This is a genomic window from Sulfurospirillum sp. UCH001, assembly GCF_001548035.1.
Classification (GTDB): domain Bacteria; phylum Campylobacterota; class Campylobacteria; order Campylobacterales; family Sulfurospirillaceae; genus Sulfurospirillum.
The window spans coordinates 435,163-450,121 of the sequence record NZ_AP014723.1; the positions used below are offsets into that span (position 1 = coordinate 435,163).

Consider the following 14,959-nt stretch of genomic DNA (forward strand, 5'->3'; position numbering starts at 1 on the left):
ATGTTCTGGAAAAAACTACTGCTCATGGGATACATTAGTTGTGTATGTACCGTGATGGCAAGTGTGGATCAATACCGCGAAGATGACAGTGCGCAAAGAGCATTACACAAGAGAGATCCACGCTCTCATATCAACATTTTTTTACCTGCGATGCCTTACGTGAGTGTCTCACGTCTTATCAATGAGGGGTTGGTGCGACTTGCAGATAATGAACAAGGTTGGGAATATTCACTCGCAACACAGTGTGAGAAAAAAAGTGCCACTATGTATGAATGTGATTTACGCCAAGGGGTTAAATTTCAAGATGGAACAGCCTTTAATGCCGATGCGGTCATCAATAATTTTCATTATTTTATGGCTCAGCCAATTAATTACACCGATATTAAAAATCGCCTCAAGGGGGTGACAAAACTCTCTGAGTATAAGATACGTATAGAGCTTTATAAAGCCTATGGAATGCTCTTTCGCGATCTCGCGCGAATCAATTTCTATACCGAAGCGTATTTGAAAAAATTTGCATGGAGAGGGTCTGCCACAGGCCCTAACATCGAAGAAGCAGGACCTTATGGCTTAGGGCCTTATGTTTTAGTCGAGGGTGTCATCACAGGGCGAAAGCAGACACCGCAAGTGATTTTAAAAGCAAATCCTCATTATTGGGAAAAGGGGTACCCCAAAATAGAAACCATTACGCTTTATACCCAACTAGAAACAGATGAAGCGCTTAAAATGATGACAGAGCATGAGGGTGCACTTGATTTTATGCCGATACCGTTTAATAAAAAAATAGAAACGATGCTCTCACCATACTCAAAATTGGTTGTTTTACCTTCAACCAATAACTTTACACTCTACTTCAATCTCATCAAAAAAGACTCGCCTGTATTTGATAAAAAAGTCAGGCAAGCTCTTAACTGTGCGCTTAATCAACACAACCTTTTAACCTTTACCTATAAACAAGAAGGTTCGCTCAATAAAGAGGCGTTGCAAACACAAGAGTGTCATTTGAGTTCGGATGAGGTTTTTGAAGCACTAAATAATAAGCATTTTAAAGTTGTTACACAAGATTCGCTTCTCTTTTTGTGGAAAGGCATTGAGTATCAACTCTCCCATTACAACGTGACTTTACACTATACGACCACATCGGATGAGAAGATGGTGTATGATCTTTTGTTGTCTAACAATGATACCGTTCAAGACTGGGATATCTTAAGCCAAAACACGGTGGATTGGTATGGAAGACATCCGTGGCTTACATTTTTTAATTATCAAGAGGGAAACCCTTGGAGTTTTGTGCGAGATGATGCTTTGATGCAATCGTACATTTCAGAGTTTTTTGGGTTAGAACAAAATACCCCAGAATTTAATACCTTGTGTGAAAAGATACGTGAGCGTGCCAAGAAGGAGGCGTATATGCTTTTTGTACCCACCCCTCATAATGTGTTTGCAATGAACAAAGAGCTTGTGTTTGAGCCACTTGGCATTGGAATGCAGCCCTTTTGGAAGGCGATGATTACAGATCAACACTGGTCTGTGAGAGCTGAGAAAGGTTATCCTAAAGCGTTACAAATCCCTATTTTACCAAAGCGACTCCCATGAAAAAGATACAGATCAAATACAAACTTTTTTTGTTGTTTAGTTTTTCGTTTATTGGTATGCTCATTCTTGCTGAGCGCTCATTCAAACTGAGTCAAGAAAATATCAGCAATGCAACAACGATTTTTGAGAATTCTCTCAACACCCGACACCTACAAGAGAACTACATTGAGCCGACCAATATGCTACGTGAGATGAGCCTCTCTTTGGTAATGTCGCCCAATGACGATTATCGTAAAACGATTGAGGTGGATATTGCAGGGCAGATGCAAATTTTAGAAGAGCACTTTAGTAAGCTAGACCAAAAGACATACGATGTCTGGACGCAGTATGCCAAAGCGGTAGAAAAGACACGAAGTTATCTCAATGCACGTTTTGAAGAGGGTGCATTTGTGAATGTCAATACGGTTGAAAGAGAGCGTTATTATGAACTGCTCAATCGCTTGAAACAGCTTCAGCATGATGCCGTGAATCAAACCAAGCGAAATTTTGAAGAGATTAAAACCAGTGCGCAAGCCTTAAAGTATGAGATTGCCGTTTTAGTATTGTTGCTCTCGGCCGTTGTGTTTGTCGCTGGATTTTTACTCTCCAGTCATATCGTTTCTTCTATTTTAAAACTTCAAGAAGGGCTCAAAGAGTTCTTTGGTTATTTGGAGACAAAAAATACGCAACCAAAGCCCATTGAGCTTTCAAGCAGGGATGAACTTGAAGATATGGCAAAGCTGCTCAATCGCAATATTGCAAAAGCATCTGCAAACATCGAGCAAGATATTGTTTTTATTGAAGATGCGATTAGTGTGGTGAATGATCTAAAAGTAGGCAAACTCTCTTCTCGTTTGCATGCAACAGCGCAAGCGCACGAGCTTAAACTTCTTAAAGATGTGGTTAATGAGATGATCGATAACCTAGAGTCAAAAATCAATGAAGAGATACTCAAACGTACAGAACAAGAGAAGCTTCTTATTCAACAAAGTAAATTAGCAAGTATGGGCGAAATGATCGGCAATATTGCCCATCAATGGAGGCAACCTTTGGGTGAAATGAGTGCCGTTTTGATGAACATTCAGGTGCGTTATGAATTTGGAGATTTTGATGGTGCATTTTTGGTTGAGAGCATTCAACAGTGCAATAAAATCAATGCTTATATGTCTGGAACCATCAGTGATTTTCAAAACTTTTTTAAGCCTTCTAAAGAGAAAGAGGTCTTTGAGATTAGTGAGGCGTGTCAGCGTTCTATTACGATTTTGCAGGCATCACTTAAGTATCATGGCATTGAGTTTTCATTTGATATTTCTGAGAAAATGGAAGTTTATGGTTATCCCAATGAATTTGCGCAAGCACTTCTAAATATTCTCTCCAATGCTAAAGATGTTCTAAGCGAGCGCGAAATTAGCAATCCTTTCATACGTTTGTATCTTAAAAAAGGGTACAAATATATCCTCATTGTAATAGAAGACAATGGTGGCGGAATTTCAAATGAGCATATGGACCGCATTTTTGAGCCATACTTTACTACCAAATATGCAAAGCAAGGAACGGGTATTGGTCTTTACATGACGAAGATGATTATAGAGAACAATATGGGCGGAATTATCAATGTGAAAAATACAAATTCAGGGGCTCTTTTTACGATTAAATTGCCAAGTGTTCCAGAACAGAGTGTGTAAGTGAAGAGTGACATATGTAAGGGTTCCCTTACATATGTCATAGCATTAAGCTTGTGCGTTTTTCTCCGCAATCATTTTATCTAAGGTTACAAAGAGTACTTTACTCTCTTTTTCTACTTCTTTAAAATAGTTTACAATCAATTCTTTTTCATCTAACAGATTTGATGAGGTAGAACGAATGAGTTTGGCAACCTCAAGTACATGACTATGGAAGCTTTCATGTGGTTTATAGAGCTCTTTAAAGCCTTGAGTATCGCCAAAGATTTTCTGACCATCTTTTTGGTACCACTCTCCAAGACTGCATGTTTCATGGGTTTGGAATGCTGCTTCTTTGTCGTTTACATAAACCGCGCTATACGCATTTGATTTAAAGATAGCATGATTCATCTTCGCGAGTGTGATAAAGATTGTTTGCTGAATGGTATTGATATTATTTGAAGTTGTATTAGAATGTTCAATCAGGCTATTAAAGGTAGTGCTGAGTTTATCAAGTGTAGTGGTTGAAGCATCAGCATTTTCTTTCATCGCATCAGCGTTGGTCTCAAGTCCTGAGGTCTCTTGCTGAAGCATTTTAATCGAAATAGCAATTTCAGCGGTTGCTTTTTGGGTTGTTTCAGCCAGTTTTCGTACTTCATCAGCAACAACGGCAAAACCACGTCCATGCTCACCTGCACGTGCAGCTTCAATAGCGGCATTAAGGGCTAAAAGATTTGTTTTATCGGCAATGTCATTAATCATATCAACTACATTGCTAATGTCACGTGTACGTTGTGCAAGTACACCAATGCTTTGCTCATTTTGATTCACGAACTCAACGAGTGACGTAATCTTATTGATGGTGTCACGTAAATTTTGGTAGCTTCCTTTTGTCTCTTCCGCATAGATTTCGCCATCATGCGCGATCTCTTTAAGGCGCTCAACAATGGTTGTAAGATTGGCTTGGACTGTTGTAAAGTCATTAGAGCCACTGCTAATTTGTGCTAGTTCTGCATTGAGGGTATTACGTGCGATAAACTCATGCGTTTGTTTCATAGCGTTGACCGATTTGTTGACCATTTCGGTTTGCTCTTTAAACTCACCGTGCATACCTTTTTGAAGAATTTTACGGCTAAAATCTTCTTTGGATGCAGCAAAAATAGTTGATTTAATCTCTTTTGTAACCAGTTCAAAATTGTCTAAAAGGGAGTTCATATTAGAGCAGAGTAGTTTGAGTTCTCCTCCATCATTGACATTGACAATACGGCCGTGTAAATTACCATGTTCACTCTCTTTAACAATGTCAGCAAGTGCATGAATCGTTTTTTGAACTTTTCGGATATTGATAAACATAAACCAAGCGAGTGCAAAGTTTGTTAAGTTGATGATTTGAATCCAGTGAAAGCCATTATATGAGACTTCAAGAATGAAGGCAAACGTAAATGCAACGAGAGAGATAATATTGGCATCTTGCACTTTTGCAAGAGAAGATCTATTCATGAGAGAGGATGAAGGCATCATAACTGACCTTTAATTGAGATAGGGTGTTATCTAAAAGAGCTGTGGATGCTTGTATGCCACCTTGCTCTTCTGCTTGAAGCATTTTCTTATATAAAGGGGCAATCACTTCGATACCTTTTGCACTTGGTGAACGACGAACAGAGTGATACCCAATAAGTTGTTGAGTTTTTGTGTCAACAATAGGGGTAATATAGGCATGTACCCAGTAATATTTATTGTTTTTCGTTTTATTTTTAACGTAGGCAAAAACCTCTTTACCTGCTTGAACGCGATCCCATAAAAGTTTAAAAATAGCTCTTGGCATATCAGGGTGGCGTAGGATATTGTGAGGTGTTCCGATGAGCTCTTGCTCTTTAAAACCAGAAATTTGGATGAAAAGATCATTCGCGTAGGTAATTCTGCCTTTAAGGTCTGTTTTTGAGACGATAAATTGGTTCTCGTCAAAGTGAAGTTCTTCACCTTTTTGGGTAATGGACACGGTGGCTACTCCTCAGAAAAATTAAGTTATAAGTATAACGCAAAAAATGGTTCATATGTCACACAATAGAATGCAATAAATATTCCTATCCTCAAACATTACTTTGTGTAACGTAGTCTTATTTTTTTAAGTTACTTATCTGTTTTAAACGTAAAAATAGCTCCTTGGCTTTGAGAGGTTTGATTTAGTACAACATTGGCTTGCCATATCATATTTCCCATAACGCATGTGGGGAGCATTCCTTCACCTTCATAGATACCTTTTGCACTCTGTTTAAGGGTAATGTTATGAAATCCCATGTTCATATTGGTGGCAAAAAGTTTAATTTCAATACTCGGTAAATCAATGGCAGATGTTACTTTAAAGTGCAATGGCTTCATGAGTGGAATCTCTTTTGGTTCGATATCCAAAGAAAGTGTTGTTCCATCTTTAAGTGTTACTTCACATGCTTCTACATGCAAATCGCACGGTTCGGTCGATTGTACAAAACGGGTGTCTCCTACCCACCATCGATAAATATCGGACGAGTCGATCAGGATATAAGCACCAATAAGAAGAACCGCAATAATTTCAACGATAAGCCATTTAAAAAAGCGAGACGAAGGCATGCAATTTCCTTAAAATATTTAAAATGTGCAGAGTTTAACATCTCTTGATTGAATTTTTAGTAAACCAGAAGTGACAGCTACTTTAAAGTTTATGCTCGCTAGAATTGAGACACTACGTCCAAATGAGGATAGCAATTTAATGGCGCATATTACGGTAGATGGCAGGGTATTAGAGGTTAAAGAAGGTGCATTGCTGATTGAAGAACTATTGGCACACAATATCAATATACCCCACTTTTGCTACCATCCTGCTCTTGGAAAAGATGGTAATTGCCGTATGTGTATGGTTGAAATTGAAGGACAAAAGCGTCCTCAAATCGCTTGTGATACACCGATTAAAGAAGGAATGATCATCCGCACCAAAGGTGCAAATATTGACCGCGTGAAACGTTCCATTCTAGAGCTTGAACTCATTAATCACCCCATTGACTGTCCTATCTGCGATCAAGCAGGAGAGTGTTCTCTTCAAAACTATTATATGGATGTGGGGCTGTATGAGAGCCGTTTAAGCACACCAAAAACCAGAGGTGAAAAGCATGTTGATTTGGGTGCAAATGTCGTGCTCGATCAAGAACGCTGTGTGCTTTGTACCCGTTGTGTACGATTTACTAAAAACATTACCAAAACCAGTGAACTAGGTGTCCTATCCCGTGCCGATCATTCGGTTATCACCACTTTTCCTGGTTCAAAACTTTCCAATCCTTATGCGATGAATGTGGTTGATCTTTGCCCTGTGGGAGCACTCACGAGCAAAGATTTTCGTTTCCAAAAACGGGTATGGTTTCTAAACACCAAAGAAGCCATCTGTAACCATTGTGCCAGAGGGTGTTCTATTTTTGTAGATCATCACAAAGAGAAATATAAACGTGAGATGATTTACCGTTATCGTCCAAGACTTAATGATAAAGTGAATGGTTATTTTATTTGCGATGCTGGACGACTCAGTTACCACATAGAAAACGAAAATCAAGAGTTTCACGCGCTTATTCGTGGAAAAGTGAGTGAATACGAATACGCTGAGGGAAAATTATTGCGTTTACTCAAACGCCATTTAGGAAAAACTCTTTTTCTTTTAGGCTCAAATCTTAGTTTAGAAGAGATGGTGCGTGTTCAAAAACTTGCAAAACTGTATGAAATTATGCTCAATGCATATGAGCCTGAACGCTTTGATGTCAGTTTTGGCGATGACTTTTTAAAATGCAATGATCGTTCTGCCAATGGACGCTCTTTCCCACTTTTAGGCATCGATGAGAGCAAAGAGGGATTAGAGCAAGCGTTACAAATGGCCGAATTGGTTGTGCTCATTGGTCGGAGCGATGCTAAAATGATCAAAGAGATGGGGTATGCAAAAAACATTGCCATTTTATGTTCTCAGTGTGAAGTGAGTTGTAAAGAGGTAGAGTTGGTTCTTCCTATGGCATCACATACCAGACGAGAAGGCAGTTTCATTAATATTGATGGCTATATCCAATACAGTTCATGTGTGATTAAAAGTGAAAATGCTCATAAAACATTGCTGGCGATTGTAGCTCAAATTTTAGGTGATACAGTGACGACATGCCAAGCAGTGTGGGAAGCTGAACTTTTCTTTTATGAAGTGCTCAAAGGTATCTCCTTTGCATCACTTAAAGATACGCCAAAGATAACACTATGAGTACTCTAAGCATTGCTGTCGTTATCATCAATGTTGTTTTAACACTGCTTTTTTCTTTGGGTGCCGCGCCGATTTTAGTGTGGATAGAACGCCGTGTTGCTGGACTCATTCAAGATCGTTTAGGACCCAATCGTTGTCATATTAATGGTATCCGTTTAGGCGGGCTCATTCAGTCATTTGCCGATATGCTCAAACTGGTTTTTAAAGAGGATTTTAAAGCCAAGGCGATTCAAGAAGGTTTCTTCTTCTCATTAGCACCCGTCATTGTTTTTGCCTCAGCCTTTTTAAGTTTCATGGTAATGCCTTTTGCAGATGATCTTCTCATCAATGGTGAGCGTTTTATTATGCAGGGATTGCCGATGGATCTGGGTATTTTGTGGTTTTTAGCGCTTGCAGGGCTAAGTGTCTATGGCATTATGCTGGGTGGTTGGTCAAGTCATAACAAATACTCTCTCCTAGGGGCAATGCGAGCAGGAGCGCAAGTTATCAGTTATGAAGCGGCAATGGGGCTTTCATTGGTTTCTGTACTTATTACCTATGGCTCCATTCACTTAGGCGACATCGTGACATATCAGGGGCAACTGCTCTTTGGATTTATTCCTGCGTGGGGTATTATCATTCAGCCTATCGCTGCACTCATTTTTATTATTACGGCATTTGCTGAGGCTAACCGTACACCATTTGATTTGGCTGAAGGCGAGAGTGAAATCGTAGGTGGTTTTCATACTGAATATAGCGCTATGCGATTTGGACTCTTTTTCGTGGGCGAATATGTTGCGATGAGCGCATCAAGCGCATTGATCGTGACACTTTTCTTAGGTGGGTATCATCTGCCGTATCTCAATACCCAAACCTTACAATCGTATATGCCTTTTATTTTAATGTGTATTATGGTTGCTCTTCCTCTTGGAAGCTGGTCTGCAATGCGCTGGATTAAAAAACATAATAGGTGGCATAAAGCGGGTGATGTCAGAAACCATGAGAGTGCTTTTTTACAAAAAGGCTTAATTGGCATCAATGTTCTTGTTATAGCAGGGCTTGGCTTCCTTCTGTTTTCAGGTCTTAGTGAAACATCTACTAACGTTGCGACAGCAATCATTCAAATCACTACATTTGCATTAAAACTACTTTTTATGAACTTTATTTTTGTGTGGGTACGTTGGACATTGCCTCGTTTTCGTTATGATCAACTGCAAATGCTCGGTTGGAAAGTTTTGATGCCTTTAGCACTGGCAAATATCTTTATCAGCGCAATTATCGTTGTGGTTAGGGGGATGTAAATGGGCATTAAAATCGTTCCACGCCATGGTGGTACCCTCAAAGAAAAACTTTATTTACCTGCCATTTTTGGCGGTATGAAAACCACACTTTCTCATCTGTTTACCAATCTTGGAGATACACCAGACATTAAAACCATCAATTACCCAGAAGAGATGCCTCATGACATTAATGAACGCTACCGTGGGGTGCATCGTCTGACCAAACGGGAAGATGGCAGTGTACGATGCGTGGCCTGTTTTATGTGTGCTACCGCGTGTCCTGCTGAGTGCATTTTTATTGAAGCGGAAGAGAGAAGTGATGGGGTCGATGAAAAGATGCCAAAACGTTTTGATATCGACCTTTTAGAATGTGTCTTTTGTGGTGGATGTGTCGAGGCGTGCCCGTGCGATGCCATTCGTATGGATAGCGGAATTTTTAGTTTCATTGGTAAAAAACGAGAAGATTTTGTGTTAAATAAAGAGCAACTTTTAGCGCATGAGGAGAAAAAAGCATGATAGATATACTCTTTTTGTTGCTCAGCTTTTTTGCCATTTTAGGCGCTGTGGGTATGGTCAGTTTTCATCAGCCTGTGCACAGTGCGCTTAGTCTTATTTTAACTATTATCGCTCTTGCGGGGCTTTTTGCCCTTTTAAGCGCTTCGTTTTTATTTATGGTGCAGATCATCATCTACGCAGGTGCGATTTTGACACTTTTTATTTTTATCATTATGTTCCTCAATGTCAAAGAGGCAAACCTGCCGAAAGAGCCCAATAAAAATATTACGCTTTTTCTAGGCTCCATTGCTCTTTTACCTATCAATTTTTTGATTTTGCGTGCCTTTTATAAAATGCCACTCTTAACAGAGCCATTGGAGCACGATTTTGGTAAGATCAAACCATTAGGTATGGAGCTTTTCACACAATGGCTACTTCCCTTTGAGTTGATTTCAATTTTACTGCTTGTTGCCCTCATCGGTGCAGTTGTATTTGGACGAAAGGAAGAAGCATGATCGCTAACTCTCTTTTTATGTATATCACTGTTGCGATGATTCTTTTTTCTATTGGCCTGTTAGGTGTCATTAGCCGTAAAAATATCTTTGTGATTTATATGTCAATTGAGCTGATGCTCAATGCGATTAATCTTATTTTTATCGCCCTAAGTAACTACCATCACGATATGGGTGGGCAAGTACTTGCTATGTTTGTCATTGCGATTGCCGCGGCAGAAGCAGGAGTCTTTTTATCGCTCATTATTGTCTTGTATCGTCGTAAAAAAACGCTTGATTCGGATATCTTTAGAACCCTTTCTCAAAAGGAGGCAGTATGAGTGTCATTCTTGCATTCATTGTTCTTGCTCCTTTACTTTCTTCTGTCCTCATTGGGCTTTTGTATATGTTCTCCATTACAAAAAAACCTTTACGAAAACGATGGTTCACTATTCCCGCACTTTTCGCACCGTTTATTAGTTTTGTGCTAGGGCTCAGTGGCTTTTTGTACGTTGCAAAATACGATATACCGCTTCATTTTCAGCCCTATTTGTGGCTTGGCGTGGGCGAGTACAAAATCTATATGGGTTTTTTAGGCGATAAACTCTCTTTGTTTATGGTGCTCTTTATCACCTTTGTGGGCTGGCTCATTCACCTTTATGCGACGTCTTATATGAGCGAAGATAAGGGCTATGGAAAGTTCTTTTTTTATTTCAATCTGTTCCTAAGCTCGATGCTTTTGCTCGTGCTCGCAGATGGACCTTTGATTATGTTTATTGGTTGGGAAGGAGTAGGACTTTGTTCGTACCTGCTCATTAGTTTTTATTTTCAAGACAATGCCAATGTCGTTGCAGGCAATAAAGCGTTTATCGTCAACCGTGTGGGTGATCTTGGCTTTTTAATCGGACTTGCGATTCTATTTTTTTACTGCTCTGATACAGGCTTTAGTTATGCAACCATTGCTGCTAAGATCAGCACCATGCCACTTTGGCTTATGGAGCTTGTAGGCATTGCGCTCTTTATCGGCGCGATGGGAAAATCGGCTCAGATACCTCTGTATGTGTGGCTACCTGATGCAATGGCAGGACCAACCCCTGTTTCAGCACTGATTCATGCAGCAACGATGGTGACAGCCGGTGTTTACATGGTCGCTCGTTTTGCTTTCTTGTACGAACTTATCCCCACTATTGGGCTTTTTATCGCGTATATTGGTGCGTTTAGTGCATTGTTCGCTGCTATCATCGCTACAAAGCAAAGTGATATTAAAAAGATTTTAGCCTATTCAACAATGTCTCAACTAGGGTATATGTTTATCGCCGTTGGTTTGGGTGCTTACAGTAGTGCGCTTTTTCATGTCTTTACGCACGCCTTTTTTAAAGCTCTTCTTTTTATGGGTGCAGGTGCAGTAATCGTCGCATTACACCATGAGCAAAATATCTTCAAGATGGGCAAAATGCGTCATGTTACTCCTGTGGTCTATATGAGTATGCTGATCGCTACGTTAGCGATTAGCGGTATTCCTCCTTTTGCGGGGTTTTTCAGTAAAGATGAGATTTTATTGGTTGCATTTAATAGTGGTGAGTACCTTATTTGGGGCATTGCTGTGTGCAGTGCGGTCCTCACGGCATACTATATGTTCAGACTCTTTTTTGTGGTCTTTGAGGGCAAAAACGCCAAACATACCCACCATCCTCATGATGTCTCGTGGGTGATGAAAGCACCTTTGGTTGTTTTGTCATTTGGTTCGCTTCTTGCAGGTTTTGTAGGCTTACCTTCGCTTTTAGGTGGAAGTCATCTCATCGGTACTTGGTTAGGAGAATGGGGCATGAGGGCAATGCATGTTAGCCATGAAACTGAGTGGTGGTTACTCGCACTTAATGTTGCTATCTCACTGTTGGGTATTGGTATTGCCTATAAAAAATTTAGTGCGTATGACTTTTCAAAACATCAAGAAGTGACAAAAGGTGTTGTCTATAACAAATTCTATGTGGACGAAGTCTATGACTTTTTATTTGTACGTTCTATTAAAAAACTGAGTGAATTTTTTGCAGTAAATTTGGATGTGAATATTGTTGATCGCTTTATTATGGGACTGAGTTATGGGGTTATTAAACTAGGGCATCTTGTTGCTCTTGTGCAAAATGCGCATGTACGGCTTTATGCACTTATTATGATGTTGGGCATTAGTGCGGCATCATGCTATTTGATTTATGTATTAGGGTAGAACATGAGTATAGGTATTCTTTCCATCATTATCTTTTTACCGATGATTAGCGCTTTTTTGCTGATGATTATTCCTCTTTCTTCTCGTCCAACTCGTAATATTGCATTTGGTGTTTCTCTTGTTATTTTTGCACTTGCTCTTTATATCTACGCCCATTTTGAACTGACAGGGACACTGCAATTTAAAGAATTTTATCCGTGGATTAAGAGTTATGGGATTTCCTACAGTTTGGGTATTGATGGTTTTTCACTCATTATTTTGATGCTTATTGCAACACTCATTCCTAGTGCGTACCTGCTTCTTTGGAATAATGCACGCTCTAAAAGTTACTGGATCAATATGCTCTTCATTCAATCAGGAATCAGTGGTACACTCTTTTCACTTGATCTCTTTTTGTTTTACTTTTTTTGGGAAGCGATGTTGTTGCCTGTTTTTATGATAATCGGTCTTTTTGGCTCGGGCAATCGCGTCTTTTCTACACTTAAGATTACGATTTATACTATTATGGGTTCACTCTTTATGTTCGTGAGTATCCTTTATTTGGGCGTTGCACACTACTATGAATTTGGCATGTGGAGTTTTGCACTTTCAGATTTAATAAACATCACTACAATTGCACGTGAACACAAAATCTTGCTTTTCTTTGGGTTTATGCTTGCATTTGCTATCAAAATTCCACTTTTTCCATTTCACTCTTGGTTGCTTCAAACCTACTCTAACTCTCCAACGGGTGGTGTTTTCTTGCTTTCATCCATCATGGCAAAGTTGGGTGTCTATGCGCTTGTTCGCTTTATGATTCCTCTTTTCCCAGACCTTTTTGTAGAATTTTCCGCTTATTTTGTAGCGTTAGGGATTTTTGGATTGGTCTATTTTGGTATTGCTGCAATTTGTCAAATGAATATTAAAAAGATGTTTGCTTACTCTTCCGCTTCACATTTAGGACTTATCACTGCGGGTGTTTTTGCTTTGAATGTTCAAGGTATGATGGGAAGCTCTTTTTTAATCGTTGCACATGCTATCGCGACTGGCGGACTCTTTTTGCTAGTGGGTGTGATGGAGCGACATCTTGGCATTCGCTCGTTAAGTGCACTCGGAGGCATTGCCACTAAAGCACCGTGGTTTACACTCTATTTTGCCATTATGCTCTTTTGTACCGTAGGTATCCCTGGAACCAATGGGTTTGTCGCAGAACTTTTAATCGTACTGGGAATTTTCCACTATAACCCTTATCTTGGTGTGTTGTCGGCTCTTACAGTGCTTGTGGCGGCTAGCTATATGTTCTGGGTTTTTCAAAAAGCTGTTTTAGTTAAAAGTGATAACGATGTTTCACAAATGAAAGATTTAAGTGCACATGAGATCATAGGACTCTTCCCACTTGCCTTTTTGATTTTAGCGATGGGTGTTTACCCCGATCTGTTTTTATATAAAATCGAGCCTACGTTGCAGTACTATCTGCTCGACATTTTACATGTAGGAGTTCAGTGATGCAATGGGTACAACTAGGCTATCTTTTGCCACTCATCATTGTCGGTGCTGGAGCGATCCTCTTAATGCTTCTTTCTCCATTGGAAAAGATAACGATGGAGCGTTTTTCGCTCTTTACATCTCTTATCTTACTATTGGCATTGGGAGCTGATTTTTACTATTTTGGAAAGCTTTTTACGGCCTTTCCAATGCAAGAAATTTTCTCTAAAATGTTGATTGTTGACAGTTATTCGGTCTATTTTGATGCCATCATTTTAAGTGGTGCTTTGGTTACTGCGCTAATTGGAACACACTATTTTCAAGATAAACGCCATTTCAAAAAAGAGTTCTTCTCTCTTTTTCTTTTCTCTGTATTTGGCATGATGTTTTTAGTTCATGCCAATGAGCTTTTAACGGCATTCATCGCTCTAGAAATAGCATCATTAGCACTTTACGTGATGATAGGTTTTCAAAAGATTCATGATAAACGTGTGGAAGCGAGTTACCAGTACTTAGTGCTTGGCTCGATCTCCGGAGCATTTTTTCTTTTGGGCTCTGCATTTATTTATGCGGGACTTGGTACGACCATCTTGGGCGATATGGGCAAAACACTGGATCTTTTGATAGGAAAGGACGTTTCACTCATCATCATTGGTAGTACATTTGTTCTGGTGACCTTCTTGTTTAAAATCTCAGCATTTCCTTTTCAAAACTGGACGATCGATGTATATGATGGCTCACCACTTCCTGTAACGGCATTTATGGCGGCAACGTTTAAAGTAGCTATTTTTGGGTTTGTGCTTCGTTTGATGCTCATCGACCTTGACCCAATTCGTGACATTTGGGACACTCTGTTCATTGTTGTTATTCTTGCGACACTTTTATATGGAACTTTTTTAGCGATTATCCAAGAGAGTTTAAAACGAATGCTCGCTGCTTCAAGTATTGTGCATACGGGTTATTTATTGATCGCATTTGTTTCCATTGGTTATGCAGGAGAGAGTGCTTCTTCTTCCATCATCTACTACTTAGTAGCCTACTTTCTCTCAGCAATGGGGGCATTTGGACTTATTTCGTATATTGCTGCCGATGAGCATATTCGTGTAAAGTATGAGGATTTTAGGGGATTTGCACATGTGCATCCTTATATGGCGGCGATGCTGAGCATCTTTATGCTCTCCTTAGCAGGCATACCAAGTACTATCGGCTTTGTCGGTAAGTTTTACATCTTCACAGGTGCGATTGAAGCGGGTTATACCTTCTTAGCAGTGTGCGGCATCATCGCAACGTTTATCTCTATTTACTACTACTTTAAGCTTATTGCACTGATGTACTTTTACCCTGCGTGTGAGTCGGAGTGGGATCACGTACCAAGTCTAAAAGGCATTACTCCAATTACGATTGGATTTATTGCAATCGCCATTATTTGGGGTGGTATTGGTAATACCTTTATCGCTTACTTCCCAGGCGTTGACTTCTTAATAGAGAGTGCGAGACTTTCGTATATGTCGTTGTTTATCAAATAGCCT

General features: G+C 39.7%; 13 protein-coding genes and 1 pseudogene. 10 read left to right on the forward strand and 4 right to left on the reverse strand.

Translation table 11 applies throughout. The features are described 5' to 3' along the window. Together UCH001_RS02225 and UCH001_RS02230 are read left to right on the forward strand one after the other, a co-directional pair. Positions 1 to 1,596, forward strand: a complete 1,596-nt coding sequence (locus UCH001_RS02225) for an ABC transporter substrate-binding protein (protein WP_067173767.1) — start codon at positions 1 to 3, stop codon at positions 1,594 to 1,596. Beyond that, positions 1,593 to 3,260: an ATP-binding protein gene (locus UCH001_RS02230; protein ID WP_067173770.1), complete on the forward strand. Its 1,668-nt coding sequence runs from the start codon at positions 1,593 to 1,595 to the stop codon at positions 3,258 to 3,260. The genes UCH001_RS02225 and UCH001_RS02230 overlap by 4 nt, the downstream gene beginning before the upstream one ends. Positions 3,261 to 3,305: 45 nt before the next feature. On the opposite strand, the gene UCH001_RS13530 is transcribed toward UCH001_RS02230, so the two are convergent. The 4 genes and pseudogenes from UCH001_RS13530 to UCH001_RS02245 all read right to left on the reverse strand — a co-directional run bounded on the left by UCH001_RS13530 (position 3,306) and on the right by UCH001_RS02245 (position 5,843). Further along, positions 3,306 to 3,647, reverse strand: coding sequence for a CZB domain-containing protein (locus tag UCH001_RS13530; RefSeq protein ID WP_371258011.1), 342 nt, complete (start codon positions 3,645 to 3,647; stop codon positions 3,306 to 3,308). Between the two features lie 81 nt (positions 3,648 to 3,728). After that, positions 3,729 to 4,019 (reverse strand): annotated as a pseudogene (locus UCH001_RS13535) (methyl-accepting chemotaxis protein); the annotation flags it as partial. A gap of 709 nt (positions 4,020 to 4,728) precedes the next feature. After that, on the reverse strand, positions 4,729 to 5,235 hold the full coding sequence (locus tag UCH001_RS02240; protein WP_067173776.1) for a PAS domain-containing protein: 507 nt from the start codon (positions 5,233 to 5,235) through the stop codon (positions 4,729 to 4,731). A 131-nt stretch (positions 5,236 to 5,366) separates the two neighbouring features. After that, complete coding sequence (locus UCH001_RS02245; RefSeq protein ID WP_067173779.1) at positions 5,367 to 5,843, reverse strand: hypothetical protein; 477 nt, start codon at positions 5,841 to 5,843, stop codon at positions 5,367 to 5,369. Positions 5,844 to 5,982: 139 nt separating this feature from the next. Between UCH001_RS02245 and UCH001_RS02250 the strand changes: the two genes are divergently transcribed. From UCH001_RS02250 to UCH001_RS02285, 8 genes are read left to right on the forward strand one after another with little or no spacing between them, the layout of a single operon-like run. Then, on the forward strand, positions 5,983 to 7,497 hold the full coding sequence (locus UCH001_RS02250; RefSeq protein ID WP_067173782.1) for a 2Fe-2S iron-sulfur cluster-binding protein: 1,515 nt from the start codon (positions 5,983 to 5,985) through the stop codon (positions 7,495 to 7,497). Beyond that, positions 7,494 to 8,777, forward strand: coding sequence for a complex I subunit 1 family protein (locus tag UCH001_RS02255; RefSeq protein ID WP_067173785.1), 1,284 nt, complete (start codon positions 7,494 to 7,496; stop codon positions 8,775 to 8,777). Before UCH001_RS02250 ends, UCH001_RS02255 begins: the two co-directional genes overlap by 4 nt. After that, the gene (locus tag UCH001_RS02260) at positions 8,778 to 9,272 is read left to right on the forward strand and encodes an NADH-quinone oxidoreductase subunit I (RefSeq protein WP_067173787.1); all 495 of its coding nucleotides are present in this window, start codon (positions 8,778 to 8,780) and stop codon (positions 9,270 to 9,272) included. Beyond that, complete coding sequence (locus UCH001_RS02265) at positions 9,269 to 9,766, forward strand: NADH-quinone oxidoreductase subunit J (protein ID WP_067173790.1); 498 nt, start codon at positions 9,269 to 9,271, stop codon at positions 9,764 to 9,766. The genes UCH001_RS02260 and UCH001_RS02265 overlap by 4 nt, the downstream gene beginning before the upstream one ends. Continuing rightward, on the forward strand, positions 9,763 to 10,083 hold the full coding sequence (gene nuoK / locus UCH001_RS02270; protein WP_067173792.1) for an NADH-quinone oxidoreductase subunit NuoK: 321 nt from the start codon (positions 9,763 to 9,765) through the stop codon (positions 10,081 to 10,083). Before UCH001_RS02265 ends, nuoK begins: the two co-directional genes overlap by 4 nt. Beyond that, complete coding sequence (gene nuoL, locus UCH001_RS02275; RefSeq protein WP_067173796.1) at positions 10,080 to 11,966, forward strand: NADH-quinone oxidoreductase subunit L; 1,887 nt, start codon at positions 10,080 to 10,082, stop codon at positions 11,964 to 11,966. The genes nuoK and nuoL overlap by 4 nt, the downstream gene beginning before the upstream one ends. Positions 11,967 to 11,969: 3 nt before the next feature. After that, positions 11,970 to 13,451, forward strand: coding sequence for a NuoM family protein (locus UCH001_RS02280; RefSeq protein ID WP_067173799.1), 1,482 nt, complete (start codon positions 11,970 to 11,972; stop codon positions 13,449 to 13,451). Then, the gene (locus UCH001_RS02285; protein WP_067173801.1) at positions 13,451 to 14,956 is read left to right on the forward strand and encodes an NADH-quinone oxidoreductase subunit N; all 1,506 of its coding nucleotides are present in this window, start codon (positions 13,451 to 13,453) and stop codon (positions 14,954 to 14,956) included. Before UCH001_RS02280 ends, UCH001_RS02285 begins: the two co-directional genes overlap by 1 nt. Positions 14,957 to 14,959: the final 3 nt, after the last annotated feature.

Coding starts and splice junctions, on each gene's coding strand:
- UCH001_RS02225 (WP_067173767.1), top strand. CDS start 1: ATGTTCTGGAAAAAACTACTGCTCATGGGATACATTAGTTGTGTATGT.
- UCH001_RS02230 (WP_067173770.1), top strand. CDS start 1,593: ATGAAAAAGATACAGATCAAATACAAACTTTTTTTGTTGTTTAGTTTT.
- UCH001_RS13530 (WP_371258011.1), bottom strand. CDS start 3,647: ATGAATCATGCTATCTTTAAATCAAATGCGTATAGCGCGGTTTATGTA.
- UCH001_RS02245 (WP_067173779.1), bottom strand. CDS start 5,843: ATGCCTTCGTCTCGCTTTTTTAAATGGCTTATCGTTGAAATTATTGCG.
- UCH001_RS02250 (WP_067173782.1), top strand. CDS start 5,983: ATGGCGCATATTACGGTAGATGGCAGGGTATTAGAGGTTAAAGAAGGT.
- UCH001_RS02255 (WP_067173785.1), top strand. CDS start 7,494: ATGAGTACTCTAAGCATTGCTGTCGTTATCATCAATGTTGTTTTAACA.
- UCH001_RS02260 (WP_067173787.1), top strand. CDS start 8,778: ATGGGCATTAAAATCGTTCCACGCCATGGTGGTACCCTCAAAGAAAAA.
- UCH001_RS02265 (WP_067173790.1), top strand. CDS start 9,269: ATGATAGATATACTCTTTTTGTTGCTCAGCTTTTTTGCCATTTTAGGC.
- nuoK (WP_067173792.1), top strand. CDS start 9,763: ATGATCGCTAACTCTCTTTTTATGTATATCACTGTTGCGATGATTCTT.
- nuoL (WP_067173796.1), top strand. CDS start 10,080: ATGAGTGTCATTCTTGCATTCATTGTTCTTGCTCCTTTACTTTCTTCT.
- UCH001_RS02280 (WP_067173799.1), top strand. CDS start 11,970: ATGAGTATAGGTATTCTTTCCATCATTATCTTTTTACCGATGATTAGC.
- UCH001_RS02285 (WP_067173801.1), top strand. CDS start 13,451: ATGCAATGGGTACAACTAGGCTATCTTTTGCCACTCATCATTGTCGGT.